Origin of the sequence: Actinoplanes sp. NPDC049548 (assembly GCF_040676695.1) — a bacterium.
In the GTDB taxonomy this organism is placed as follows: Bacteria; Actinomycetota; Actinomycetes; order Mycobacteriales; family Micromonosporaceae; genus Actinoplanes.
Window position 1 is genome coordinate 78233 of sequence record NZ_JBFAPM010000006.1, and the last position, 24476, is coordinate 102708.

Consider the following 24476-nt stretch of genomic DNA (forward strand, 5'->3'; position numbering starts at 1 on the left):
GCGCGCGGCGCCGCCTCGTCTCGAGGCTGGCGCCGCGCTCGGGCCCATGCGACCCACCGGCGCAGCGATCGAAGCGTGCACCGGCGGGGACTCGACCCCTGCGACCGGCGTGAGCTGGTCGTGAACGATCGGTGCCCGCGCCGCGATGCGGCTAAACAATCCTTTCGGCGATGGATGTGCCATCTCCACACAGCACGATGTCCCGATCAAGGCGGGAGATGCACTTGGTGCCAACTGTGGCCGGGGACTCAGAGCGAACCGCTTCCGGCCGACAGAGGGGAAGAGGGCATCGGACAGCGATCAGAGGGAGCACCATGGGTCTGTTCCGGCGGCGGACCGGCACCTCCGGGCTGCACAAGGTCGTGGAGGAGATGGGCATCGAGCAGGTGCTGGCGAACGCGCCGGCCAGCCTGCTGATCACGGACCGGGACGGCACGATCGTCTATCGCAACGCGGCGGCGCTGGCCGTCGCCTCGAAGGTGGCCGGCGACCTGAACGACACGGTCCTGGACCAGCTGCGCCAGCGGCTCAAGAGCGCGATCAGCGAGGCGCCGTCGTTCCCGTACACCAAGGCGTTCCACGTTCACGCCGACGGGCGCGACTCGTGGGCCGAGGTGACCATCAACCAGCTCGGGGAGGGCTACCTCGCGACCTGGTCGGAGATCACGGACGAATACCAGCGCCGGGTGGTGCTCACCGAGACGGCGGAGCAGTTGACCGCCGCCGTCGAGTCGTTCGAGGAGGTGATCTCCGGGCTCACCAGCGACACCGACGAGGTCTCCGCCCGCGCCGAGGCGGTGGCCAGCGGCACCGAGCAGCTCACCGCGAGCATCCGCAACATCTCGGCGAGCACGTCCACCGCGGCCACCAACACCGGTACGGCGGTCCAGTCCGCCGGGACCGCCAACGAGCGCATCACCGAGCTGGGCGAGTCGAGCACGCAGATCGGCGCCGTCGGCGAGCTGATCAAGTCGATCGCCGAGCAGACGAACCTGCTCGCGCTCAACGCGACGATCGAGGCGGCCCGCGCGGGCGAGGCCGGCAAGGGCTTCGCGGTCGTCGCCGGGGAGGTCAAGGACCTCGCCCAGCGCACCAGCGAGGCCACCGGCCAGATCGCCGAGATGATCAACGCCATCCAGTCCGACAGCGTCGGCGCGGCCGGCTCGATCGAGGAGATCGTCCGGCTCATCGGGCAGATCGAGGGCGAACAGAGCAGCATCGCCAGCGCGGTCGAGGAGCAGAGCGCGACCGCGTCCGAGATCAGCTCCAGCGTCTCCGCCGTCGCCCAGGCGGCCTACTCGTCGGCGCGCGCCGTCGTGGACCTCAAGACGGCGGTGTCCCTGCTCTCCGAGAAGGCGGCACGGCTCAGGGAGCTCGTCTAGCGCGGATCACAGGGGCGTCACGTACGCCCCTGTGATCCCCCCGTCGACCACGAACTGCGACGCCGTCATAAACGACGCGTCGTCGCTGGCGAGGAACGCGACCGCCGCCGCGATCTCCTCCGGTTCGGCGAAGCGGCCCATCGGCACGTGCACGAGCCGCCGCGCCGCGCGCTCGGGATCCTTGGCGAACAGCTCCATGAGCAACGGCGTCGCCACCGGCCCGGGGCACAGCGCGTTGATGCGGATGCCCTCGCGGGCGAACTGCACGCCGAGCTCCCGTGTCATCGCCAGCACGCCACCCTTGCTCGCCGTGTACGCGATCTGCGACGTGGCCGCACCCAGCAACGCCACGAACGACGCGGTGTTGATGATCGAGCCCTTGCCCTGACGCTGCATGTGCGGGATCGCGTACTTGCAGCAGAGGAAGACGCTGGTGGTGTTGATCTTGAGCACCCGTTCCCAGGCGTCGAGCCCGGTGACGAGGATGGAGTCGTCGTCCGGCGGGGAGATGCCCGCGTTGTTGAACGCGATGTCGACCCTGCCGTGCCGCTCCGCCACCCCGTCGAAGAGGGCACGCACCGACTCCTCGTCGCTGACGTCACAGGCCACGAACTCGCCGCCCACCTCGTCGGCCGCGGCCTTGCCCGCCTCCGCCGAGATGTCGGCACACACGACCCTGGCACCCTCGGCGGCGAACCGCCGTGCGGTCGCCAGCCCGATGCCACTGCCGGCCCCGGTGATGACGGCGACCCGATCCTGCAAACGCTCCACTGCCGGCCCTCTCAGCTGTCCGTCGCGATGAACACGTTCTTGACGTCGGTGAAGCTGAGCAGCGCGTCGGGCCCCAGCTCGCGGCCGAGCCCGGACTGCTTCATCCCCCCGAACGGCGTCCAGTAGCGCACCGAGGAGTGCGAGTTGACGCTCAGGTTGCCGGTCTCCACGGCCCGCGCCATCCGCAACGCCCGGCCGAGGTCGCGGGTCCAGATGGAGCCGGAGAGCCCGTACTCGGTGTCGTTGGCCAGCTCGATCGCCTCGGCCTCGTCGGCGAACGGCATCACCGACAGCACCGGCCCGAAGACCTCCTCGCGCCAGTGCCGGTCGCTCGACGAGCGGGCGAGCAGCACGGTCGGCGGGAACCACCAGCCGTCGCCCGCCGGCGCCTCACCGGTGAACGCCACCTCGGCCTCGCCGGTGTAGGACGCCACCTTGTCCCGGTGGGCGGCGGAGATGAGCGGTCCCATCTCCGCGGTGTCGAGGCTCGGATCCTGGACGCGGAACGCCTTGACGGCGGGCTCCAGCAGCGACAGGAAGCGCTCGTACACCGACTCCTGCACCAGCAGCCGGGACCGCGCGCAGCAGTCCTGCCCGGCGTTGTCGAACACTCCGCCCGGCGCGGTCGCGGCGGCCCGCTCCAGATCGGCGTCGGCGAAGACGATATTGGCGCTCTTTCCGCCCAGCTCGAGCGTCACCCGCTTCACCTGGTCGGCGCACCCGGCCATGATCGACTTTCCGACCTCGGTGGACCCGGTGAAGCACACCTTGCGAACGGCCGGGTGCGTCACGAACCGCTGCCCGACGACGCTGCCCTTGCCCGGCAGCACGGTGAAGACGTCCTGCGGCAGGCCGGCCTCCAGCGCCAGCTCACCGAGCCGGATCGCGGTCAGCGGGGTCAGCTCGGCCGGCTTGAGCACCACGGTGTTGCCCGCGGCCAGCGCCGGCGCGAATCCCCACCCGGCGATCGGCATGGGGAAGTTCCACGGCACGATGATCCCCACGACACCCAGCGGCTCGTGGATCGTCACGTCGAGGCCGCCCGGCACCGGGATCTGCCGCCCGGACAGCCGCTCGGGCGCGCCCGCGTAGTAGTCGAGCACGTCCCGGACGTTGCCGGCCTCCCAGCGCGCGTTGCCGATGGTGTGCCCGGCGTTGCGCACCTCGAGCTCGGCGAGCTCCTCGATGTGGTCGTCCACCACCGCGGCGAAGCGCCGCAGCAACCGCGCCCGGTCCCCGGGCGCCATCTGGCGCCAGGCCGGGAAGGCCCGCTGCGCCCGCTCGATCGCGGCGTCGGTCTCGGCCGGCCCGTTCGACGGTACGGCCCGCAGCACGCCCCCGGTCGCAGGATTGACAACTTCTGTGCTGTCCACGCCCCCACCTCCCCCAGGACTATCACACGCGGGTGTCGTCACAGGCGCTCGAAGCCGCGGCGTAGCTCCCAGTCGGTGACAGCCGCATCGAACGCGGCCAGCTCCACACGGGCCATGTTCGCGTAGTGGGCGACCACGTCCTCGCCGAACGCCGCTGCGCCGACCGGTCCCCGCTCCCAGAGGTCCAGCGCGTCCCGCAGCGTCGTGGGGACCCGCGGCGCGCTGCCGTCGTCGTACGCGTTGCCCCGGAACTCGTCCTCGAGCGTCAGCTCGTTCTCGATACCGTGCAGCGCACCGGCGATGAGCGCCGCGACGGCCAGATACGGGTTCACGTCGCCGCCCGGCACCCTGTTCTCCACGCGCATGCCCTGACCGTGCCCTGCTATCCGGAGCGCGCAGGTGCGGTTGTCGACGCCCCAGCGCAGGGCGGTCGGCGCGAACGAACCGGGCTGGTAGCGCTTGTACGAGTTGATGTTCGGCGCGAACAGCAGGCTGAACTCGCGCATCGTGGCGAGCAGCCCGGCGAGCACCCGCTGGCCGGTCTCCGACAGGTGCGCCGGCCCGTCACCGAGCATCGCCGAGCGGCCGTCCTCGCCGCGCAGCGAGAAGTGGATGTGGCAGGAGTTGCCCTCCCGCTCGTTCGGCTTGGCCATGAAGGTGAGCGCCATGCCCTCCTGGGCGGCGATCTCCTTGGCGCCGTTCTTGTAGATCACGTGGTGGTCGGCGGCGGTGAGCGCGTCCGCATACCGGAAGGCGATCTCGTGCTGGCCGAAGTTGCACTCGCCCTTGGCGCTCTCGGGAACCAGCCCGGCGCCGGCCATCTCGTTGCGGATGCGGCGCAGCAGGGGCTCGACACGGGCGGTGCCGAGCAGCGAGTAATCCACGTTGTACTGGTTCGCCGGGATGAGGTTGCGGTAGTTCTTCGCGAAGGCCTGCTCGTAGGAGTCCTTGAAGAGCACGAACTCCAGTTCGGTCCCCGCGTACGCGGTGAGGCCGTGCGCGGCGAGCCGGTCGAGCTGGCGGCGCAGGATCTGGCGGGGGGAGGCATACACGGGCTGGCCGTCGGTGGTCTCGAGGTCCGCGAGGACCATGGCCGTGCCGGGCTGCCACGGCACCGGCCGCAGGGTGGTGAAGTCGGGCTTCATGACAAAGTCGCCGTAGCCGCTGTTCCAAGAGCTCATGGCGTACCCGTCGACGGTGTTCATGTCCACGTCGACGGCCAGCAGATAGTTGCAGCCCTCGCTGCCGCCGGAGACCACCTCGTCCATGAAGTAGCGGCCGTGCAGCCGTTTGCCCTGCAGGCGGCCCTGCATGTCGGTCAGGGCCAGCAGCACGGTGTCGATGCTGCCGTTGGTGACGGCGACGTCGAGGTCCTCGAGATCCATGGGTGCAGTCCTATCGCATGGGGCCGACAAAATCGCGGGGACCGGGCGGAATGCCCGGTCCCCGTCCGACGATCACTCCGGTGGGGCCGGCATGGTCTGCTCGCCGTGCGCCGCCTTCTCGATCAGGTTCTGCTTCGGTCCGGTGAACCACTTCCGGGCGCTGGCCAGCCACCAGACGGTGGCCGCACCGACCACGACCGCCACGGCGATGATCGTGTAGTTGAAGTTGCTCACGGTGATGGGGCTGGCCGTCGGCAGGACGAACAGCACGCAGATCACGATGACCCAGACGATGGCGATCCAGCCGATCGGCGCGCTCCACCGGCCCAGGTTCCACGGTCCCGGCTGGAAGTCGGGGCTCAACCGGCGCAGCAGCACCGGGCCGACGTACGCGATGTAGAGACCGATGACGGCGATCGAGGTGGCCGCCAGGTAGGCGGTGTTGTTCCACAGCGACGGCAGCACCAGCAGCGTGCTCATCGTCACGCAGAGCCAGATGGAGTTGGTAGGCGTACCGGTGCGGGGGTTGACCTGCTTCCACAGCCGGGAGCCGGGCAGCGCGCCGTCGCGGGCGAAGGCGTACGCCATGCGCGAGTTGGCGGTGACCGAGGCCATGCCGCAGAACCACTGCGCCACCATGCAGATGAACAGCAGGAAGGTGCCGGTGTTGTGGCCGACGGCGTCGATGAAGATCTGCGCCGGCGGCAGGTTCAGGGGAGTCTTGAGCTGCGCTGTGTAGTCCTGGATCGACCAGGTGATCGCGAAGAGCAGGATGAAGCCGGCGATCACGGAGACCACCACGGACATCACGATGCCGCGCGGTGCGGCGCGTGACGCGTCGTGGGTCTCCTCGGCGACGTGCGCCGACGCGTCGTAGCCGGTGTACGTGTACTGCGCCATCAGCAGTCCGATGAGGACCGCGTACGCGCCCGCACCGGCGAACGTGAACCCGGTCTCGTTACGGACCTCGAAGAACACCTCGGAGATCGGCTTGTGGTTGTCCGGCACGACGGCCAGCAGCACCACGATCACCGCGACGCCCACCAGGTGCCACCACGCGCTGACGTCCGACAGCAGCCGGACCAGGCTGACGCCGAACGTGTTCAGCAGGCCGTGCACCAGGATGATGACCAGGAAGACCAGGAAGGTGCGACCGGTGGTGACCTCGATGTCGAACGTCAGGCTGAGGAACGCCGACGTGGTGATGGCCGCCCCGAAGTCGATCGCGGCGGTCACGGCGACCTCGCCGAGGAAGTTGAACCAGCCGACGAACCACGCCCACGCCGCCTTGTTGCGCTTGGCGAGAGCGGCGGCCCACCAGTAGAGCGCGCCGGCGGTCGGGTAGGCGGAGCAGACCTCCGCCATCGCCAGGGCCACGAAGGTGACCATGACGCCGACGAAGAGCCAGCCGAGGGTGATGGCGAGCGGTCCGCCGGCGTTCATGGCGATCCCGTACGAGGTGATCGCGCCGGCGAGGATCGAGATGATGGAGAACGAGACCGCGAAGTTCGAGAAGCCGGACAGTCGGCGGTGCAGTTCCTGCTGGTAGCCGAGCTGGGCGAGCCGTTCTTCGTCGGTGCTGGGGACAGGGTCAGCGCTCATGCAGGCTCCCTAGACCGAGGGGCGACTGTGACCTGGGCCACCGCCGTTCGGTGATGATCTACCCGCGGTGTTACAGCCGTCAATGAGCGGCGTTAATTGCGTTGCCGGGCGCGAATTGCAGGCCGCACACTCGTACGCATGACAGGGCAAACGCAAGCGTGGCGCACACGCGCGGCCCTGCCGGTGTTCTGACGCCCTCTGCGGCGCGCGAGCCCTCGGCAGGCATCGCGAACACCCGGGAGCCTTCCGGCAAGGAGCTCCCCCTCCCGCGGCGGCGCGGGGCGCGGTCACCTCTCTCTCGACACAGCTCGCGCTGTGCCATGCGCCCGCCCCGCGCCGCCGCCCCTCAGGGGCGACACGCCGCGAAAATCTACAGCGGCGAGTCTAGAAATTGACACGTGATCGGCCTAACATCGGGGGAGTCGGCGACGCACAGCCGACACGCAACTGGCACAGAACCTGAGTTGGTTAAGGAGGACGAGATACCGCAGCAACGCGTAATCGCCACGTCCCCGAATCGACAAGAGGTGATCGCAGCCGATGCCCTTCACTCAGGCCAACCGCTAGCGGCACGCAGGCGGACAGGCCTAGCCGACGACGGTCGGCATCAGAATTGAACATCCAGGGCCCCGGTTACCCGCCGGGGCCCTGGACTGTGCCCCCCTGGCGAAAGGCAGCATGAGCACCGCGTTCGACGACGCCGACTTCCCGGCGTACACCATGGGGCGGGCCGCCGACATGATCGGCGTGACGCCCGCCTTCCTGCGCAGCCTCGGCGCTGCCGGCCTGATCGCGCCGGAGCGCTCCCTGGGCGGCCACCGCCGCTACTCCCGGCACCAGCTCCAGCTGGCCGTCCGCGTCCGCCAGCTGCTCGACGAGGGCATCCTGCTGACGGCCGCCTGCCGCATCGTCACCCTGGAGGACCGCCTGGCGGCCGCCCACCGCCGGATCATCGAGCTCGGCGGCACCCTCACCCCCGACGACGATGCGAACGTACCGACCCAGACACACCCGGACATCGCCACGCCGAAGTACTACCGTTAGGCACCCCTAGCTCACCGCAGCAAGACTCGAGTCCCACAGGAGCCGGGCGCGCTCGGCACGCGTGGAACGGCCCGTCGCGACGAACGGGCGACGCCACGCGAAGTAGCCGCCCGGCACCAGCGCCTCCGGCTCCCGCGCCAGCCAGACCAGCGTGTCGGCACCCTGGACCGGCGTCCCGAACACCACCGGTAACAGGCCGGCCAGCGAGAACACCGGACTGCGCCGGCCGAAGCGGCTCCGGATCAGGCCCGGGAAGAAACAGGTCGGCACTATTCCGTACGGAGCCCAGCGCCGTGCCGCCTCCAGCGTGAAGAGGACGTTCGCCTGCTTGCTGGCCCCGTACGCGAGCCATCGGCTGAGCTGACGGCGACCCGGACGCCGCACGTCCAGCGTGCCCCACGCCTCGGCCGCGGAGCCGGTGGTGATCAGCCGGGCCGGACCGTCGGCGCCGGCCGCCGCGCGGAGCCGTTCCAGCAGCAGGTGGGCCAGCAGGAAGCCGGCGAGATGGTTGGTCTGCAGGGTGGGATCGAAGCCGTCCACGGTCGGCCGGCGTACGGAAGTCAGCTGCCCGGCGTTGTTGACCAGCACATGGATCCGCTCGTGGTCCGCCGCGATCCGCTCCCCCACCGCCCGCACCTCGTCCAGCACGGCGAAGTCGGCACGATAGGCCGCCGGCGTGCGCCCCCGGACCGCACGCACCGCCTCGACCGCCCGCTGGAGGCGCCCCTGGTCCCGCCCCAGCAGCACCACCTCGTCGCCGCCGCGCGCCAGCTCGACCGCCGCCGCCAGGCCGATGCCGGAGCTGGCTCCCGTGATCACCACCGTGCGCTCCACCCGCTCATTCGATCACGATCGCTAGCTTGGGATCATGACACCCGACGTGACCCGCGCTCGGGGGGCCGCCGCCGGCTTCGCGGTCCCCGTGGGCGCGCTGATCATGGTGATCGCGCTGGTCGCCACACCCGGTCCGTGGTGGCAGGGGTACGTGAGTGAGGCGGGCACCGCCGCTGCGCCGTGGGCGACGGCGTACCGGGCGGGCCTTGTCCTGCTCGGTGCCGGAGTGGCCCTGCTGGGGCTGGCGCTGCGCCCCTCCTCGCGCGCCGTCGCTGCGCTGCTGGGCGGTGCCGCCGTTCTCGCGGCCACCTCGGGAACGGTGCCCTGCACGGATCGGTGCCCCCTGCCACCCTTCGAGCCGACGACCTGGGGCGACGTCGTCCATACCGCCGCCAGCATCGTGGGGATGGTGCTGCTGGCGGGCGCCATGGCGGTCGTGGCGGGCTCCTCGGCCTTCCGGGGCGCTCAGCGCCGCCTGGCGGTCATCGCGGTAACGCTCACCGTGCCGCTGGGCGGCGCACTGGGTCTGACCATGCTTTTCGTGGGTCGCGGCCCGCTCGGCTCGATCGTGGAGCGCATCCTGCTCGCGGTCGCCGTGAGCTGGCTCACCGGCACAGCCATCTTGACGGTCCTACGTAATTCCGTAAGAGTGGAGCCATGGACGCCACCCCGCCGGATCCCCTCGAGCGCCGAGTCACCGAGCTCGAACGCCGCTTCGCGGAGCTGATCAGCAAGGAGGGGGGCGGCGGGCCGGTTCCGGAACGGCAACGACCACCCGACGTCTTCTGGGCGCTGGAAGGCCTGCGCGAGCGGATCGGCGACGACAACGCCGGCGCGGTGCTCTTCACCGGCGCCGTCAACCTGCCGACCGGCGAACACTACGAATGGCAGTACGGCACGGCTGTCGACGACATGTTCGAGGCGGACTGGTCGGACTGGGCCGGGACGCTCGGGGCCCTGGGCCATCCCGTCCGGCTGTTGCTGTTGCGCCGGGTGCTCGCCGGCGCCCGCACGGCCACCGAGCTCGTCGCCGACGAGGCTCTCGGCACCACCGGCCAGCTCTACCACCACCTGCGCCAGCTGGTCAGCGCCGGATGGCTCCGATCCTCCGCCCGCGGGCAGTACGCCGTGCCCGGCGACCGCGTGGTGCCCCTTCTCGTCGTCCTGTCCGGAGCCAAACGATGACGCTGACCGTCGACGCCCTCAGCCGCAGCTTCGGGGAGCGGCAGGTGCTCAAGGACGTCACGTTCTCCGTCGCGCCCGGACGCATGACCGGCTTCGTCGGTGCCAACGGCGCCGGCAAGACCACCACCATGCGCATCATGCTCGGCGTGCTCGCCGCCGACGACGGCCGGGTGACCTGGCGGGGCGAACCGCTGACCCGCGAGGGCCGGCGGCGGTTCGGCTACATGCCCGAGGAGCGCGGGCTGTATCCGAAGATGACGGCCGCCGACCAGGTCACCTACCTCGGCCGGCTGCACGGCATGACCGCCGCCGACGCCCGGCGCTCCACCGCGGCCCTGCTCGATCGCCTGGGCCTCGGTGAACGCGCGGGTGACCGGGTCGAGAAGCTCTCGCTCGGCAACCAGCAGCGGGTGCAGATCGCCGCAGCCCTCGTGCACGACCCGGAGGTGCTCGTGCTCGACGAACCCTTCTCCGGTCTGGATCCCCTCGCGGTGGACGTGGTCGTCGGCGTGCTGCGCGAGCGCGCCGCCGCCGGTGCGCCGGTGCTGTTCTCCAGCCACCAGCTCGACGTCGTGGAGCGGCTCTGCGACGACCTGGTGATCATCGCCGACGGCACCATCCGTGCCGCCGGCTCCCGGGAGCAGCTGCGGGCCGCCCACGCCCTCCCCCGCTTCGCCATCGAGGTCGACGGCAATCCCGGATGGCTGCGCGACGTTCCGGGGGTCACCCTGCTCGACCTCGGCGAGCGGCGTGCGGTCTTCGACCTCGAGCCCGGCACGGACGACCAGGAGGTCCTGCGAGCGGCCCTCGCCCGCGGACCGGTCCGGTCCTTCGGAGCCGTCGCACCCTCGCTGACCGAGATCTTCCGTGAGGTGACCCGGTGACCACCCTGCACGCCGCCAAGCTGGTCGCCGCGCGCGAGACGCGGGCCAAGCTGCGCGACAAGACCTTCCTCTTCAGCACGGTGTTCTTCCTGCTCATCACGGTCGCCACCACAGTGCTGCCGGCCCTGCTCGCCGGCGGCCCGACCAAGGTCGCGGTCGCCGACAGCGCCGTGGCGGGCGCCCTGCGGGACGCGGGCCTCGATGTCCGGCTCGTGCCCGACCAGGCGACCGCCGAACGCCTCATCCGAGCCGACGAGGTCGAGGCAGCCGTCGTGGCCGGCCCCACCGTGCTCGCGCTCGACGAGGTGCCCTCCGATGTGGTCGACGCGCTGAGCACCGCGCCGCCCGTGCGCCTGCTCGAGCCGGACGACGTCAACCCGTTCCTGAAGATCATCGTGCCGATGGCGCTGGCGTTGCTGTTCTTCTTCACGTCCTTCACCTTCGGCATGCAGATCGCCCAGAGCGTCACCGAGGAGAAGCAGACCCGCATCGTGGAGATTCTGGTGGCGAGCATCCCGGTGCGCGCCCTGCTGGCGGGCAAGGTGGCCGCGCTGACCCTGCTCGCCTTCGGCCAGATCGCCCTGATCGCCGTCGTGGCCACGGTCGGCATGCGCGTCGCCGACGTGGACCCGGCCGTGGTGAGCCTGGTCGGCCCGGCGATCGGCTGGTTCCTGCCGTACTTCGCCCTCGGCTTCGTGATGCTGGCGACGTTGTGGGCCGGCGTCGGCGCCCTCGCCGCCCGCCAGGAGGACATCGCGGGTGCGTCGATGCCCCTGCAGATGGCGGTCATGCTGCCGTTCTTCGCGGTGCTCTTCCTGACCGACAACGAGGCGGCGATGCGCGTCCTGTCCTATGTGCCGCTGTCGTCCCCGATCGCCATGCCGGTCCGGCTCTTCAACGAGGATGCCGCGGCATGGGAGCCGATCGCGTCACTGGTACTGCTGGCCGTCTCGGCAGCCGTGTTCCTGGCGGTGGGAGCGCGGATCTACGAGGGATCGCTACTGAGAACGAACGGGCGCACGTCGTTCACGGCGGCCTGGCGCAGCCGCTCCATGACGGGCTGACGTGGCAGCCGGACCGAACCCTCAGACCAGCGGACCGCCGGTGTTGCGGCTCAACCGGTGGAGCACCTTGAGGGTCGTCACGGATCACCGATGCGTGCTCATGGAGGCTGACGCCGGCGGCCGAAGGACTACCTGCGCCGGCAGCTGACGGTGACCCGTGAGGCGCTGGTCTGGAAGCTCGACGGCCTGTCCGAGTACGACATCCGGCGTCCCCTGACGGTGACCGGGACCAACCTTCTCGGGCTGGTCAAACACCTGGCGACCTGGGAGGCCAGATACCTCGGTGAGATCTTCGGCCGCCCGTTTTCGGAACCGCTGCCCCGCTGGCAGGATGCGGACGGCAGTGACCTGTGGGTCACACCGGACGAGACTCGCGGACAGATCATCGGCTTCTACCAGCGGGCCTGGAAGCATGCTGACGCGACGATCACGGAGCTTCCCCTTGACGCCGCCGGCCACGTGCCGTGGTGGCCGAACCCCGACGTGAAGCTGTTCACCATGATCGTCCAACTCCTGCAGGACACCACCCGGCATGCCGGACACGCTGACATCCTGCGTGAGCAGCTCGACGGCCGGACCGGGGTGACCGCTGAGTACGAGGAGCAGATCGACACGGCGGCCCGCGCCGCACACCGGACGAAGATCGAACGGGCCGCGCAGGCAGCGGCCGGAAATGCCCCTGGTGGCGCAACTCGGTTCTGTCCCCCGAATGGTGATTGATCTCCGCTCAGTGCGTGGAGCTCAGGCGCGGGCACCCCGCATTGCGTCCAGCAGCGCCTTGCGTACGGGATCGTGCGTCAGCGGAGGCAGCTTCTCGGGCCGGAACCAGCGGATCTCGTCGTGTTCTTCGGGGGCAGTGTTCGACGGTGTGCCCTCCCAGTCCTCGACAATCCAGGCGCTGAAGTGCACCGATTCTTCTCCCCGGCCTACCTGCAGCCGACACAGATGAATCGCCGAGTCTCGTCTTATCCGCACGTCCAGTTCCTCGTGCAGCTCTCTGGCGAGCGCAGCTAGTTCTGTCTCGCCCGTCTCCACGTGTCCGCCGGCCAGGTCCCACACGTTCGGGTAGACCGGGCGGTTCGGACCTCGGTGGACGAGCAGGATGTGACCTTCGCGGACCAACGCCCCGACGACGATCCGAATCATGGGCGGGATTGTGGCATGACCCTCCGACATGAACGTCCGGACAGCAGACGGCTGCCGCATCTTGCCGGCGTAGAGGTCAACGAGCTCACCGAGAACGACGGCGTCGTCCTTCACGTCGTGGCGCGCCCCACCCCGTCGGTACACTGCCCGGACGCGACCCACATGCGGCCGGCTGGGCCGCAAGCCCGACGTCCCGCACCAGCTGCGCGGGCTTCGACGTCAAGCGACGCGGCGGACGATGGACAGCAGCGACTGTTCCACGTCCTCGATGGGGCGGTCCGGCTGGAAGACCAGCCAGTCGACCGCCACCACCAGCCCGATGCCGAAGAGCGCCGACGACGCCACCCGCACGTCCAAGTCTGCCGGCAGGTCGCCGGAGTCCACCCCGGCCTGCACCGTCTCCGCGATCACGCCGATGGCCTGCTCGCGCAGGAGCACCAGCGTCTGCTGCCACTCGCGGTTCGTGCGCCACATCTCCGAGAGCAGGAGCTGGGCGAAGGCTCGGTAGCGCCGGATGTACTGGAGCTGAGCGCGTACCAGTGCTGCCACCGCCTCGCGGGGCGGCAGGCCTGCCACCGCCGCCCGGAAGTCGTCGGTGAGCAGGCCGATGCCGTGCCTCAGGAGCTCCTCGAAGAGGGCCGTCTTCGAGGCGAAGTTGTAGTAGACAGTGCCCTTGGCGACATGGGCTCGCAGCGCGATGTCGTCCACCGTCGTCGCCGAGAAGCCCTGTTCGGCGATCAGCTCCACGGCTGCCTCGTACAGGCGCTGGCGGGTGTCCTCGCGCCTGCGGGTCCGTCCGTCCACGATTGTCAGATCACCAGCTCCGGATGCAGGTCGGACGAGGACAGGCGGCGTTTGCCCCGGGCCACCGCCACGGTCAGCGCCAGGGCGCCGACGCCGTACCCGAGCAGCGCCAGCACGCCGGTCACCACCGTACCCGCCGGGCCGCCGTCGATCGTGTGGCGCAACGCCTCCACGACGTACGTCATGGGAAGCAGCGGGTGAATCATCTGGAAGAACGACGGCGTCGTCTGCACCGGATACGTGCCGCCCGACGACGTGAGCTGCAGCATCAGCACGGCCAGCGACACGATCCGGCCGGCCGGGCCGAGCGCCGCGCCGAGCAGCTGCATGATCGCCGCGAACGCCCCGGCGGTCAGCGGGAGCAGGCCCAGCGTCAGCAGCGGATGCACCGGCCCCAGACCGAGCGCGAACACCACCACCAGGAAGAGCACGATCGCCTGCACCAGGCCCACGGCGAACGCGGGCAGGAAACCGGCCAGCGCCACCCGGTACGCCGGCGCGCCCGAGACCACGTACCGCCGGTTCAGCGGGCGCAGGACCATGTAGGTGATCATTGCGCCGACCCACAGCGCCAGCGCGAGGAAGTACGGGGCGAACCCCACGCCGTAGGTGGCAGCCGCGTGGCGAACGTCCCGGTGGAGATGCACCGGATCGCTGAGCAGGTCGGCCCGGTCCGACGGGTCGTCACCGAAGCCGGGAATCTGCTTCGCCCCGTCGCTCAGCCCCGACGCGAGCCTGGCCGCCCCGCCTTCCAGATCCCCGAGACCGCTGGAGAGCTGGCGACCTCCGGCCGACAGAGCGCCGAGACCACCGTCCAGCTTGCGCGCCCCGGAGGCGAGCTGGAAGATCCCGCCCCGCAGCTGCGCCGCCCCCGTCGCGGCGTCCGACGCCCCGCTGTTGAGTTGCTGCGCCCCGGTCGCGAGCTGACCCAGACCGGCCGCCAGCTCGTCGACCCGCGCCCGGGCGGCAGCCACATCGTCCGCCAGATGCGGAGCCGCCGCGGCGACCTTGCGCGCGGTGACCGCGACGTCCTTCAGCCGCTTGCTCAACGCGTTCAGATCCGAGTCGTCGATCATCGCCTGCACCCGCTCGGCCGCCGCGACAAGCCGGTCTGCCTGCGCCCGCGCCTCACCGACGCCCGGAGTCTCCGGCGGCAGCCCGTAGACGAAAGCCCGCACCTTCCTCGCCTCGGCCACCGCGTTGTCCGCGGCCTCATCCAGCCGGCCGACATTCCGGGACAGCACCTCGGCACCCGCGGCCACCTGGTTCGCGGCGTCCTCGATCAGCTCGGCTTTGTCCCGCAACACCGGCTCGACCCGGTCAGCGGCGGCGTCCACGACAGTCGCGAGCTGCCGTCCACCCGCCGCGGCCTGCTGCGTACCGGTGGCCAGCTGAGCCGCCCCCGCCTGCAACGCGGCCAACCCGTCAGCAAGGTCGTCCGCGCCCTGCGCGGCCGACCCGAGCCCTCCGGCGAGCTGGCCGGCGCCCTTCTCCGCGTCGGAGAGGCCACCCTTCAGCCGGTTGGCCCCCTGGTGCGCAGTCCCCAGGCCGTCATCGATCTGGTGCGCGCCGTCCGCCGCATCGCTCGTCTTCTGCTTGATGTCGGTGAACGCGATCAGCATCTTGTCGAAGTAGCCGGCCTGCGCGGTCTGCGCGGCGGCGGCCCTGACCTCGGCGAAGACGGTCCGCGAGAAGACCCCGGAAAGATAGTTCGTTGCATCGTCGTTGATGACCAGCATCTGCGCGGGTTTGGGCGCGGAATCGGCATCCGGCCCGGTGGTCAGATTCGCGGAGAAGTCCCGGGGAATCCGCAGCGACAACTGATAACGCCCATCGGCGAGCCCGGCCTCAGCACCGCGCTCATCGGTGACATGCCAGTCGAAGACCTCGCGGTCCTTGAGCTTCTCGGCAAGGTCCCGCCCGGCATGCACCTCGGTGCCGTCGCTGGCCGTGGCCGTCCGGTCCTCGACGACAAGCGCCGCGGGAACATGGTTGAGCCGCCCATAAGGATCCCAGAAAGCGGCGAGATAAAGGGCGCCGTAGAGAAGAGGAATGACGCAGATGACGACGAGAGCGGCTGCGGGCAGGCGGCCGCGCAGAAAGCGGCGCAGCTCGTAGCCGGCGAGCGAGAGGGTAGGCAATCCGGTCACTTCTGCTCTCCGCCCCGCTTGTCGTCGCCCCGGTGGGACACCTCGGACGCGGCCTGCTTCCCGGTCGCTTCCGACCGGCCGTCCTCGGCCTCCGGCTCGGTCGCCTCGGCCGTGTCCACCTCTCGGTCCTCCCCGGCTTCCGGCTCGCGGGCCTTCGGCTCGGATGTCTGCGCCTCGGACACGTCCGGCTCGGCGTCCTGCACTTTCAGCGCGCCGGCTCGCGGCCCCGCATCCTCGGATCCGACCGCTTGGACCTCGGCTCGACCCGCTCCGGCCTCTGCCGGCGCACCCGCCGACCACATCACCGCGGACGTATCCGATTCGGCGGGCTCCGGAGCCACCACGGCCTGCCCACCGAGCCGGACCACCGTGGACACCCGCGTCTCGTCGACCTCCCGAGCGGAGACCAGCACCGCCACCCCGCGCGCCGCCGTCTCTCCGATGAGCCGCCAGAGCGCCTCGCGCTCCCCCGCGTCGAGCCCCTCGTCGACCCCGTCGAGCGCCACCACCTGCGGCTGCGAGATCTGGGCGAGAACCAACCCCAGAACCTGCCTCTCGTACGGGCTGAGCTCCCACCCCCGCTTCCCGGGATCGAGCCCGTGCCACGCCACCTCCCCGCCGAACCGCCGCCCGGCGAGCAGACTCCGCTCCCGCACGTGCTCGGCCACGGTCAGCACCGACTCAGGCTCCGAGACGCCGGGCACATGCCCGAGCGCCGCCGTACCAGCGATGTCCACGCGCCCGGCCGACAGCTTGAAACGCTGAGCGAGCGCGAGCAGTGCAGTCGTACGCCCGCTCCCAGGCGGCCCGACGATCGCGACGACATCACCCGCCGAAACCGCGACATCGAGGTCACGGAAGAGCCAACGACGCCTACTGCGAACACCCGCGGCTTGAGCACTGAGAACCGACATGGAGGAAGCCCTACTTTGAACTGACTGGTCAGTTCAAAAACATACTCGTCATGCCGATCGATGGAGAGCCCAGGTGGCGGACCTCACCTCACACCTCACCGGTCCCAGCAGAAGCACCACCCCCAAACTTGAGGGAAATCCCACCCATCGCCCGGGGGCAGGCCCGGTAGACCGCCCCCCGCCCACACGGCAGGATCAAGCCATGGTGACGCGATGGGGCATGACCGTTCCGCTGGCCGGAATCCCGCTGGCCGACCACGCCGCGGTCTTCGCGGCGCTGACCGACGCCGGGTTCACCGACTTCTGGTCCAGCGAAGTGAACGGCACAGATGCGTTCACCCCCCTGACCCTCGCCTCGGCCTGGCAGCCCGAAGCCCGCCTCGGCACCGCCATCACTCCGGTCTACACCCGCGGCCCGGGCCTGCTGGCGATGACCGCCGCCGCCCTCGCCGAGGCCGCCCCGGGCCGCTTCCAGCTCGGCATCGGCGCCTCCTCTCCGGTGGTGGTCGGCGACTGGAACGCGGCCGACTTCACCCAGCCGTTCGCCCGCAGCCGCGACATGCTCCGGTTCCTGCGCGCCGCCCTGGCCGGCGAGACAGTCGACCAGTCGTACGAGACGTTCCAGGTGCGCCGCTTCCGCCTCGAGCGCCCACCGGCGACCCCGCCCGGCCTTCTGCTCGCCGCCCTGCGCCCCGGCATGCTCCGCCTCGCCGCCGCGGAAGCCGACGGCGTGATCCTCAACTGGCTGGCCGCGGGCGACGTCCCGCAAGCCCTGGCCGAGGCGAAGACCGACAACCCGGACTTCGACGTGGTGGCCCGCATCTTCGTCTGCCCCACCGAGGACGCCGCGTACGCCCGCACCGTCGGCCGCCGCATGATCGCCGCCTACCTCACGGTCCCGGCATATCTCGAGTTCCACCGCTGGCTGGGCCGCGAACCCGTCCTCGCTCCGATGTGGAAGGCCTGGGCCGCGGGCGACCGCAAGGCCGCCCTGGCCGCCATCCCCGACGAGGTCGTCGACGACCTGATCGTCCACGGCACCCCGGAACAATGCCGCGCCCACGTCACCCGGTACGCCGAAGCCGGCGTCAAGGTCCCGGTCATGGCCCTGCTCCCGACCCCGGACCTCGAAAAGGGCGGCCCCGCAGCCCTGACAGCCCTCATCAGCGGCCTCAGCCGCCCGTAACCTCGGTCCCCCCGGCCCACCAGGAGCCGGTCAACCCACGCGCACGCGGGGCGCAGGCGACCACCGAGCCGCCGCTCAGAACAGCACCGTCGCGAAGCTTCCCTGCTGCACGAACCCGCACCGCGCATAGACCCGCCGGGCCGCCGCGTTGTAGTCGTTCACGTACAAGCTCACCGTCGGCGCCACCCGTCGCAGCGCGTCACTCAGGACTGCCGCCATCGCGCCCGCGGCCAGGCCTCGTCCGCGGTACTCCGGGTCGACCCAGACGCCCTGCACCTGCGTGGTTCGCCGGGTGACGATCGCCAGCTCCGCCTTGAAGATCACGCGGTCGCCGACGAAGCGTGCGTACGCCCGCTTGCCGCGTACCAGTTCGGCGATGCGCCGTTTGTAGCCGCGACCGCCGTCGTCGAGCAGCGGTGAGACGCCCACCTCTTCGGTGTACATGGCCACCGCCGCCGGGAACAGCTGGTCGACTTCCTTGGCGTTGACGAGGCGGACGGCGGGGTCGGGGGCGATCGGCGCCTCCCGGTCGGCGACCAGCAGGGGCTGCTGGGGGCGTACGTCGCGGGCCGGCCCCCAGTGGCCCCCTAGGCGGTCCCACAGGTCCAGCACCGCGTCGGCGCGACCGATGATCGAGGAGCAGATGCGCGGGTCGGCGCCGAGCAGGTCCGCGAACGCCGCGACTGCCGCGGGGGTGGCGCACACGGGCACCAGGTGCGCGCCCGACCAGCACAGGCTTTCGACCCGGCGGCCCGGCCCGTACCCGTAGATGCGCCCGTCGGAACGCCACCAGTTGAGCCCGTGCGCCGCCACACGCTCGGCGATCTGGGCGCCGGCGTAGGGGTCTTGGTCGAGGATCCGCTCGACCGTCGCCCGCTCGGGCTCGCCGAGTTGGCGTATGGGCACCGTCAGCACAGCTATCAGATTGCCAGATGCGGGGCCCAGCACACCCGACGCTCCCCGCCCGAATCCAGAAACCCTTGCGCCCGACACGTTGCCGATATATCGTCTAACTATCGACAACAGATCGGAGATAGTCATGAGGCACGAACACATGCGTCGTCTGCACGAGGCCCGTATGCGCGGGTTCGGTTTCCCGGCCGGCTTCCCGTTCGGCCAGGGCGGCCCCGGCTTCGGCGGCCCGGGCTGGGGACACGAGGGCCCCGGCGGTCGCGGCCATCGCCGCGGCGGTCGAGGCAGCCGCCCCAACGTCCGGCCGGCCCTGCTCGCCCTCCTCCTGGAGCGCCCGATGCACGGCTACGAGATGATCCAGGAACTGGAGAGCCGCACCGGCGGCATCTGGCGCCCGAGCCCGGGATCGGTCTACCCGACCCTCCAGCTCCTCGAGGACGAAGGCCTGATCGAAGCGGAGGCCACCGGCGGCCGCAAGCGCTTCTCCCTGACCGAGGCCGGTCGCGCCGAGGCACAGACCGCGGCGGAGAACCCGCCCTGGGCGCAGTACAGCGACGACACCATGTCGCAGGTCCAGGACTTCCGCGATGCCGCCATCGGCATCATGAGCGCCCTGCGCCAGGTCGGCTTCAACGGCACCCCGGAGCAGCGCCAGCGAGCCCTCGAGATCCTCAACGAGACGAAGCGCAAGCTCTACGCCATCCTCGCCGACAGCGAGTAACCCGCGGATAAAGGGCGCACCGCTCAGGTGCGCCCTTTCTGCATTCTCATTCGAAGGTACGGCGCGACGAGTCCCCAACCGCAACACCGTCCCCTCCCCGCACACGGCTGTCGACAGCCGGCACATCGACGACCTTCCACGAACCGCCACAAAGAGGTCACATGGCGTAAAGCCACCGTTGGCTCCCATCGCCGCCACTGGAGTCATGCGGACCAGCACCCTCCTGATCGCGGTCACCATCCCCGCCCTGCTGGCTACCTCCCCCACCCTCGCCTCCCGGCACACGACCGGGGAAGTCTCGACAGCGGCGTTCGAATCGCGCCGGGCGCAACCGTCGTGCCCGATCGTGATCGCTCACCGAGCCGCCCCCGCCGACGCCCCCGAGAACACCGCCCCCGGTATCGGGGTGGCGAAGTCGCTGGGCGCCGGCACCGTCGAGATCGACATCCGGTTCAACAAGAGCAACTTCGCCTTCGCCATGCACGACGAGAACGTCGCGGCGACCACGAACGGCACCGGCCGCGTGCAGGACCTCTGGCTGTCCGACCTGCAGAAGCTGACCGCCGCCGACTACACCCCCTGGCGGACCGACCCCCGGTACGGCGGCTTCCGCCCCGACGGCACCCCGAAGGTCCGGCCGCCCTACACCTACGAGTTCCTGGATGCCGCGAAGAAGGCGGGCGTGAAGCTGCTGCTCGACGTGAAAGTCACCCCGACGAAGGCGCAAGCCGACTCGTTCGTCGGATACATGGACCGCCCCGAGTTCCGCATGCGGGACCGCGTCGTCTGGATGCCGAACAGCGAGTCAGGCCTGCGCACCATGCGCGGCTGGTACCCGAACCTGACCTACTACCTGCTCGAGCGCCCAGCCGCTGGCTTCATGCGCACCGGCGACTCCCTCAAGGCCATGGGCGCGACGACCTACGCAGTCCCGATCGGCGAGGTCCGCTCGGCCGCGTTCGTGAACTACTACCACTCCTACGGCCTGAAGGTGTCCACCTGGACCACGGACAACCCCACCCTCGACACCCCAGCGAACTGGATCAAGGCCCGCACCTACGCCGTCGACTACCTGACAACAAACCACCCGGACAAAGCCCTCGCCGCTCAAGGCGGCCCCACCTGCTGATCCCATCGAAACCCGGCCTCACCACCCAAGGCAGCTCACCGCTGAACCGGCGGAATCGTGACCCAGGCGCATTCGGCAGACTCGCGTGCCCTCCCCGCACCAGCCCACCGCCCGGCAGCCCGCACCAGCCCACCGCCCGGGCAGCCCGCACCAGCCCATCCATCCGCGAAGCGCACCGCCCGGCACCCACGGTGGGCCGGCAGCGCAGTGGGCCGCTGTGTGCGGGCTCGACCCGGTGTTGCGGTTGTCCAGTCTGTCGCGCCGTACCCGAAAGCGAAGCCCGGAAAGCGCAACCGAACCGCTTTCAACGCACCGCCCCATGGGTCAGATGCCGGAAAACCCAGCCCTCAGTGCACCGTCACCTGGGGGCCGGGGAGCAGCTCGCGGAGCTCGTCGGGAAGCTCGGCGCCCATCTCGTCGGCGAGGCGCAGGGCCTCCTCGACCAGCGTCTCCACGATGATCGATTCGGGGACCGTCTTGATGACCTTGCCCTTGACGAAGATCTGGCCCTTGCCGTTGCCGGACGCCACGCCGAGGTCGGCCTCGCGGGCCTCGCCGGGGCCGTTGACCACGCAGCCCATGACGGCGACGCGCAGCGGCACCGGGAACCCTTCGAGGGCAGCGGTGACCTGCTCGGCGAGGGTGTAGACGTCGACCTGGGCGCGGCCGCACGAGGGGCAGGAGACGATCTCGAGGCCTCGTTCGCGCAGGCCGAGGGACTCGAGGATGGCCTGGCCGACCTTGATCTCCTCGACCGGCGGGGCGGAGAGGGAGACGCGGATGGTGTCGCCGATGCCCTCCGCGAGCAGGGCGCCGAACGCGACCGCGCTCTTGATCGTGCCCTGGAAGGCCGGGCCCGCTTCGGTGACGCCGAGGTGCAGCGGGTAGTCGCACTGCTCGGCGAGCTGGCGGTAGGCGCGGATCATGACGACCGGGTCGTTGTGCTTGACCGAGATCTTGATGTCGCGGAAGCCGTGCTCCTCGAAGAGGGAGCATTCCCAGAGCGCCGACTCGACGAGGGCTTCGGCGGTGGCTTTGCCGTACTTCTCCAGCAGGCGCTTGTCGAGCGAGCCCGCGTTGACGCCGATGCGGATCGGGGTGCCCGCGTCGGAGGCCGCCTTGGCGATCTCCTTGACCTTGTCGTCGAACTGGCGGATGTTGCCGGGGTTGACCCGGACGGCCGCGCAGCCGGCGTCGATCGCCGCGAAGACGTACTTGGGCTGGAAGTGGATGTCGGCGATCACCGGGATCTGCGACTTCTTGGCGATCGCGGGGAGCGCCTCGACGTCGTCCTGGGAGGGGACCGCGACGCGGACGATCTGGCAGCCCGAGGCGGTGAGCTCGGCGATCTGCTGCAGGGTCGCGTTGACGTCGGACGTGAGCGTGGTGGTCATCGACTGGACGCTGACCGGGGCGCCGCCGCCGACCAGGACGCCGCCGACGTTGATCTGCCGGCTGTGGCGGCGGGGCGCCAGCGGCGGCGGGGGTACGGCGGGCATGCCGAGACTGACTGCGGTCATTTCACACTCACCTGGAGAAGATCGAGATCGGGTTGACGACGTCGGCGGTGATCGTCAGCAGCGTGAAGGCGCCACCGATCAGGATGACGGCGTAGGTCAACGGCATGAGCTTGTAGTAGTCGACGCGGCCCGGGTCGGGCTTCTTCAACCGAGCGTAGATCCACGAGCGGACGCGCTCGTACCAGGCGATCGCGATGTGACCGCCGTCCACCGGCAGCAGCGGCAGCAGGTTGAAGAGGCCGATGAAGACGTTGAGCGAGATGAAGATCATGAGGAAGATCTCGGGTACGCCGCGCTCGATCGCCTCGCCGCCGAGCCGGCTGGCGCCGACCACGCTGATCGGGGTGTCCGGGTCGCGCTCGTCGCCGGTGATCGAGTGCCACAGGGCGGGGACCTTCTCCGGGATCCGCTTCATCGCGGCGAAGGACGCCTTCACCAGCGTCCAGCCGTAGTCGAAGCTGGCGCCGACGCCGTCGACCGGCCCGTAGGTGACCAGCCCCGGCATGTCGAGCTGGGGACCGACGCCCGCGACGGCCACCTGCCTGACCTCGCCGTCGGGGTCGTCGAGCGGCGCGCGCTGGGCGGCGATGAGCTTGACCGTGGCGGTGCCGGCCACACCGTCGCGGGTGTACGCGAACGGCACCTCGCCCGGCTGCAGGGACCGGATCGCGTCGGTGAGCTGCCCGTAGTTCTCGATCGGCTTGCCCGCGACGCTGGTGATCAGGTCACCGCTCTTGAGGCCGGCCACGGCGGCGGGCGCCTTGGGGTCGGTCGGCGCGCAGCCCTGCTGGTCGGTGATGACGACCTGCACGCACTCGCCGACCGAGATCTTCGCCGGGATCGCACGCTCCTCGGCGGCGGTCTTCGGCAGGTCGGGGTTGGGCAGGCCCACGAAGACCGCGGCGAACCAGGTCGCGACGATCGCCAGCATGAAGTGCGTGATCGAGCCGGCGGACATGACGATGGTGCGCTTCCACACCGGGAACCGCCACATGGCCCGCGGCTGGTCCTGCGGCTCGACGTCGTCGTCCTGCGGCGTCATGCCGACGATCTTGCAGAAGCCGCCGAGCGGGATGGCCTTGAGCCCGTACTCGGTCTCGCCGCGCTTGAAGGAGAAGATCGTCGGCCCGAAGCCGACGAAGTACTTGGTGACCTTCATGCCGAACCGCTTGGCCGTGATCATGTGGCCCAGCTCGTGCAGGCTCACCGAGATCAGGATCGCGAGCGCGAACGCCGCCGTCCCCAACCAGTACAGCATCAGGCTCCTTCAGCCGCAGTCGCGATCATCCGCTGTGCCTGGGACCGCGCCCAGGACTCCGCGGCAAGCACCTCTTCGACGGTACCCGGTTCGTCGAGGTCCGGAGCCGCCGCGAGCACCGCCGCCAGGGTGTCGACGATGCCCAGAAAAGGTAGCCGACCGGCCACGAAGGCGGCCACACACTCTTCGTTCGCGGCGTTGTAGATCGCCGGACGGCAGCGGCCCGCCCGGCCGGCCTCCTTGGCCAGCTCGACCGCGGGGAAGGCCTCGGCGTCCAGGGGCCGCAGCTCCCAGTTGTGCGCGAGCGTCCAGTCGACGGCCGCGGCGGCGTCCGGCACCCGGTCCGGCCAGGCCAGCGCCAGCGCGATCGGCAGGCGCATGTCGGGCGGGCTGGCCTGGGCGAGGGTGGAGCCGTCGGAGAACTCGACGAGCGAGTGCAGCACCGACTGCGGGTGCACCATCACCTCGATGGCGTCGTACGGCACGTCGAACAGCTCGTGCGCCTCTATCACCTCCAGCCCCTTGTTCACCATCGTCGCGGAGTTGATGGTGACGACGGGCCCCATGTCCCACGTCGGGTGCTTGAGCGCCTCCTCGGGCGTGACGTTCGTCAACTCCTCCCGCCGGCGGTCCCGGAACGCTCCCCCGCTGGCGGTCAGGACCAGCCGCCGCACCTCCCGCTCGGCGCCGCCCCGCAGGCACTGGGCCAGCGCCGAATGCTCGGAGTCGACGGGAACGATCTGCCCCGGCCGCGTCACCGCGGCCCTGACCAGCGGGCCGCCGGCCACGAGCGACTCCTTGTTGGCGAGCGCGAGCGTACGCCCGGAGCCCAGCGCCGCCAGCGTCGGAGCAAGCCCCAGGCTCCCCACCACACCGTTGAGCACCACGTCGCACGGCCACTGAGCGAGCTCGGTCATGGCATCCGGCCCGGCCACGATCTTGGGCAGCTTGAAGTCGCCGGTGGCCCACCCCCGCTTCTGCGCCTCGGCGTAGAACGCGAGCTGCAGATCCTGCACGACGCTGGAGCGGGCAACCCCGACCACGTCGACGCCGAGCTCGAGCGCCTGCCCGGCGAGCAGCTCGACGTTGCCCCCGCCGGCACCGAGCGCGACCACGCGGAACTTGTCCGGGTTGCGCCGGACAATGTCGATGGCCTGGGTACCGATGGAACCGGTGGAACCGAGCAGCACGAGCTCACGCATGACAGCCATC

The 24476-nt window shown here is 70.3% G+C and carries 23 protein-coding genes; 10 read left to right on the top strand and 13 right to left on the bottom strand.

From position 1 onward, the window contains the following. Positions 1-314 precede the first annotated feature (314 nt). Positions 315-1382 (top strand): methyl-accepting chemotaxis protein, encoded by a 1068-nt coding sequence (locus AB0J80_RS14140; RefSeq protein WP_364704605.1) that lies wholly within the window; start codon positions 315-317, stop codon positions 1380-1382. 6 nt (positions 1383-1388) lie between these two features. Here AB0J80_RS14140 and AB0J80_RS14145 read toward each other — a convergent pair whose 3' ends face one another. The 4 genes from AB0J80_RS14145 to AB0J80_RS14160 form a co-directional block, all read right to left on the bottom strand. Further along, on the bottom strand, positions 1389-2153 hold the full coding sequence (locus AB0J80_RS14145; protein WP_364704607.1) for a 3-oxoacyl-ACP reductase: 765 nt from the start codon (positions 2151-2153) through the stop codon (positions 1389-1391). Between the two features lie 11 nt (positions 2154-2164). Then, positions 2165-3526 carry an aldehyde dehydrogenase family protein gene (locus tag AB0J80_RS14150; protein WP_364704609.1) on the bottom strand — a complete coding sequence of 454 codons (1362 nt, stop codon included), beginning with the start codon at positions 3524-3526 and terminating at the stop codon, positions 2165-2167. Between the two features lie 38 nt (positions 3527-3564). Next, positions 3565-4911, bottom strand: coding sequence for a glutamine synthetase family protein (locus tag AB0J80_RS14155; RefSeq protein ID WP_364704611.1), 1347 nt, complete (start codon positions 4909-4911; stop codon positions 3565-3567). A 72-nt stretch (positions 4912-4983) separates the two neighbouring features. Beyond that, positions 4984-6513 (bottom strand): amino acid permease, encoded by a 1530-nt coding sequence (locus tag AB0J80_RS14160; RefSeq protein WP_364704613.1) that lies wholly within the window; start codon positions 6511-6513, stop codon positions 4984-4986. Positions 6514-7191: 678 nt separating this feature from the next. Here AB0J80_RS14160 and AB0J80_RS14165 point away from each other — a divergent pair. Further along, positions 7192-7557 carry a MerR family transcriptional regulator gene (locus tag AB0J80_RS14165; protein WP_364704614.1) on the top strand — a complete coding sequence of 122 codons (366 nt, stop codon included), beginning with the start codon at positions 7192-7194 and terminating at the stop codon, positions 7555-7557. A gap of 6 nt (positions 7558-7563) precedes the next feature. On the opposite strand, the gene AB0J80_RS14170 is transcribed toward AB0J80_RS14165, so the two are convergent. Beyond that, positions 7564-8379, bottom strand: a complete 816-nt coding sequence (locus tag AB0J80_RS14170; protein ID WP_364704615.1) for an SDR family NAD(P)-dependent oxidoreductase — start codon at positions 8377-8379, stop codon at positions 7564-7566. A gap of 46 nt (positions 8380-8425) precedes the next feature. Between AB0J80_RS14170 and AB0J80_RS14175 the strand changes: the two genes are divergently transcribed. The 5 genes from AB0J80_RS14175 (at position 8426) to AB0J80_RS14195 (ending at position 12244) form a co-directional block, all read left to right on the top strand. After that, positions 8426-9118 carry a DUF998 domain-containing protein gene (locus AB0J80_RS14175; protein ID WP_364704616.1) on the top strand — a complete coding sequence of 231 codons (693 nt, stop codon included), beginning with the start codon at positions 8426-8428 and terminating at the stop codon, positions 9116-9118. Then, positions 9049-9576 carry an ArsR family transcriptional regulator gene (locus AB0J80_RS14180; protein WP_364704618.1) on the top strand — a complete coding sequence of 176 codons (528 nt, stop codon included), beginning with the start codon at positions 9049-9051 and terminating at the stop codon, positions 9574-9576. The genes AB0J80_RS14175 and AB0J80_RS14180 overlap by 70 nt, the downstream gene beginning before the upstream one ends. Then, a complete protein-coding gene (locus AB0J80_RS14185) occupies positions 9573-10460 on the top strand; it encodes an ATP-binding cassette domain-containing protein (RefSeq protein WP_364704619.1) in 888 nt (295 codons plus the stop codon). The genes AB0J80_RS14180 and AB0J80_RS14185 overlap by 4 nt, the downstream gene beginning before the upstream one ends. Next, positions 10457-11524, top strand: coding sequence for an ABC transporter permease (locus AB0J80_RS14190; protein ID WP_364704621.1), 1068 nt, complete (start codon positions 10457-10459; stop codon positions 11522-11524). Before AB0J80_RS14185 ends, AB0J80_RS14190 begins: the two co-directional genes overlap by 4 nt. 132 nt (positions 11525-11656) lie before the next feature. Beyond that, a complete protein-coding gene (locus AB0J80_RS14195) occupies positions 11657-12244 on the top strand; it encodes a DinB family protein (protein ID WP_364705047.1) in 588 nt (195 codons plus the stop codon). 21 nt (positions 12245-12265) lie between these two features. Here AB0J80_RS14195 and AB0J80_RS14200 read toward each other — a convergent pair whose 3' ends face one another. The 4 genes from AB0J80_RS14200 to AB0J80_RS14215 all read right to left on the bottom strand — a co-directional run bounded on the left by AB0J80_RS14200 (position 12266) and on the right by AB0J80_RS14215 (position 16538). After that, positions 12266-12784 carry an NUDIX domain-containing protein gene (locus AB0J80_RS14200; protein ID WP_364704623.1) on the bottom strand — a complete coding sequence of 173 codons (519 nt, stop codon included), beginning with the start codon at positions 12782-12784 and terminating at the stop codon, positions 12266-12268. Between the two features lie 105 nt (positions 12785-12889). Next, positions 12890-13477, bottom strand: coding sequence for a TetR family transcriptional regulator (locus AB0J80_RS14205; RefSeq protein ID WP_364705048.1), 588 nt, complete (start codon positions 13475-13477; stop codon positions 12890-12892). 2 nt (positions 13478-13479) lie between these two features. Continuing rightward, entirely contained in the window at positions 13480-15624 is a 2145-nt protein-coding gene (locus AB0J80_RS14210; protein WP_364704624.1) for a YhgE/Pip domain-containing protein, read from the bottom strand. Then, positions 15621-16538: an ABC transporter ATP-binding protein gene (locus AB0J80_RS14215; RefSeq protein WP_364704626.1), complete on the bottom strand. Its 918-nt coding sequence runs from the start codon at positions 16536-16538 to the stop codon at positions 15621-15623. The genes AB0J80_RS14210 and AB0J80_RS14215 overlap by 4 nt, the downstream gene beginning before the upstream one ends. Positions 16539-16740: 202 nt before the next feature. Here AB0J80_RS14215 and AB0J80_RS14220 point away from each other — a divergent pair, with 202 nt between their 5' ends. Further along, positions 16741-17724 carry an LLM class F420-dependent oxidoreductase gene (locus AB0J80_RS14220; RefSeq protein ID WP_364704628.1) on the top strand — a complete coding sequence of 328 codons (984 nt, stop codon included), beginning with the start codon at positions 16741-16743 and terminating at the stop codon, positions 17722-17724. Positions 17725-17799: 75 nt separating this feature from the next. Here AB0J80_RS14220 and AB0J80_RS14225 read toward each other — a convergent pair whose 3' ends face one another. Beyond that, entirely contained in the window at positions 17800-18639 is an 840-nt protein-coding gene (locus tag AB0J80_RS14225) for a GNAT family N-acetyltransferase (RefSeq protein WP_364704629.1), read from the bottom strand. Positions 18640-18763: 124 nt separating this feature from the next. On the opposite strand from AB0J80_RS14225, the gene AB0J80_RS14230 reads away from it, so the two are divergent. Then, the gene (locus tag AB0J80_RS14230; RefSeq protein ID WP_364704630.1) at positions 18764-19357 is read left to right on the top strand and encodes a PadR family transcriptional regulator; all 594 of its coding nucleotides are present in this window, start codon (positions 18764-18766) and stop codon (positions 19355-19357) included. A gap of 205 nt (positions 19358-19562) precedes the next feature. Beyond that, positions 19563-20486 (top strand): glycerophosphodiester phosphodiesterase family protein, encoded by a 924-nt coding sequence (locus tag AB0J80_RS14235; RefSeq protein ID WP_364704632.1) that lies wholly within the window; start codon positions 19563-19565, stop codon positions 20484-20486. Positions 20487-20833: 347 nt separating this feature from the next. On the opposite strand, the gene ispG is transcribed toward AB0J80_RS14235, so the two are convergent. Genes ispG through dxr form a run of 3 tightly spaced genes read right to left on the bottom strand, consistent with a single transcriptional unit; the run spans position 20834 to position 24475 of the window. Further along, positions 20834-22006 (bottom strand): flavodoxin-dependent (E)-4-hydroxy-3-methylbut-2-enyl-diphosphate synthase, encoded by a 1173-nt coding sequence (gene ispG, locus AB0J80_RS14240; protein ID WP_364704634.1) that lies wholly within the window; start codon positions 22004-22006, stop codon positions 20834-20836. A 7-nt stretch (positions 22007-22013) separates the two neighbouring features. Further along, positions 22014-23264, bottom strand: coding sequence for a site-2 protease family protein (locus tag AB0J80_RS14245; protein WP_364704636.1), 1251 nt, complete (start codon positions 23262-23264; stop codon positions 22014-22016). Next, positions 23264-24475, bottom strand: coding sequence for a 1-deoxy-D-xylulose-5-phosphate reductoisomerase (dxr, locus tag AB0J80_RS14250; RefSeq protein ID WP_364704637.1), 1212 nt, complete (start codon positions 24473-24475; stop codon positions 23264-23266). The genes AB0J80_RS14245 and dxr overlap by 1 nt, the downstream gene beginning before the upstream one ends. Position 24476: the final 1 nt, after the last annotated feature.

Excerpts from the sequence above, each read along its gene's own strand:
- AB0J80_RS14140 (WP_364704605.1), top strand. The coding sequence starts at position 315 with ATGGGTCTGTTCCGGCGGCGGACCGGCACCTCCGGGCTGCACAAGGTC.
- AB0J80_RS14155 (WP_364704611.1), bottom strand. The coding sequence starts at position 4,911 with ATGGATCTCGAGGACCTCGACGTCGCCGTCACCAACGGCAGCATCGAC.
- AB0J80_RS14160 (WP_364704613.1), bottom strand. The coding sequence starts at position 6,513 with ATGAGCGCTGACCCTGTCCCCAGCACCGACGAAGAACGGCTCGCCCAG.
- AB0J80_RS14165 (WP_364704614.1), top strand. The coding sequence starts at position 7,192 with ATGAGCACCGCGTTCGACGACGCCGACTTCCCGGCGTACACCATGGGG.
- AB0J80_RS14175 (WP_364704616.1), top strand. The coding sequence starts at position 8,426 with ATGACACCCGACGTGACCCGCGCTCGGGGGGCCGCCGCCGGCTTCGCG.
- AB0J80_RS14180 (WP_364704618.1), top strand. The coding sequence starts at position 9,049 with ATGGACGCCACCCCGCCGGATCCCCTCGAGCGCCGAGTCACCGAGCTC.
- AB0J80_RS14185 (WP_364704619.1), top strand. The coding sequence starts at position 9,573 with ATGACGCTGACCGTCGACGCCCTCAGCCGCAGCTTCGGGGAGCGGCAG.
- AB0J80_RS14215 (WP_364704626.1), bottom strand. The coding sequence starts at position 16,538 with ATGTCGGTTCTCAGTGCTCAAGCCGCGGGTGTTCGCAGTAGGCGTCGT.
- AB0J80_RS14220 (WP_364704628.1), top strand. The coding sequence starts at position 16,741 with ATGGTGACGCGATGGGGCATGACCGTTCCGCTGGCCGGAATCCCGCTG.
- AB0J80_RS14230 (WP_364704630.1), top strand. The coding sequence starts at position 18,764 with ATGAGGCACGAACACATGCGTCGTCTGCACGAGGCCCGTATGCGCGGG.
- AB0J80_RS14235 (WP_364704632.1), top strand. The coding sequence starts at position 19,563 with ATGCGGACCAGCACCCTCCTGATCGCGGTCACCATCCCCGCCCTGCTG.
- ispG (WP_364704634.1), bottom strand. The coding sequence starts at position 22,006 with ATGACCGCAGTCAGTCTCGGCATGCCCGCCGTACCCCCGCCGCCGCTG.
- AB0J80_RS14245 (WP_364704636.1), bottom strand. The coding sequence starts at position 23,264 with ATGCTGTACTGGTTGGGGACGGCGGCGTTCGCGCTCGCGATCCTGATC.
- dxr (WP_364704637.1), bottom strand. The coding sequence starts at position 24,475 with ATGGCTGTCATGCGTGAGCTCGTGCTGCTCGGTTCCACCGGTTCCATC.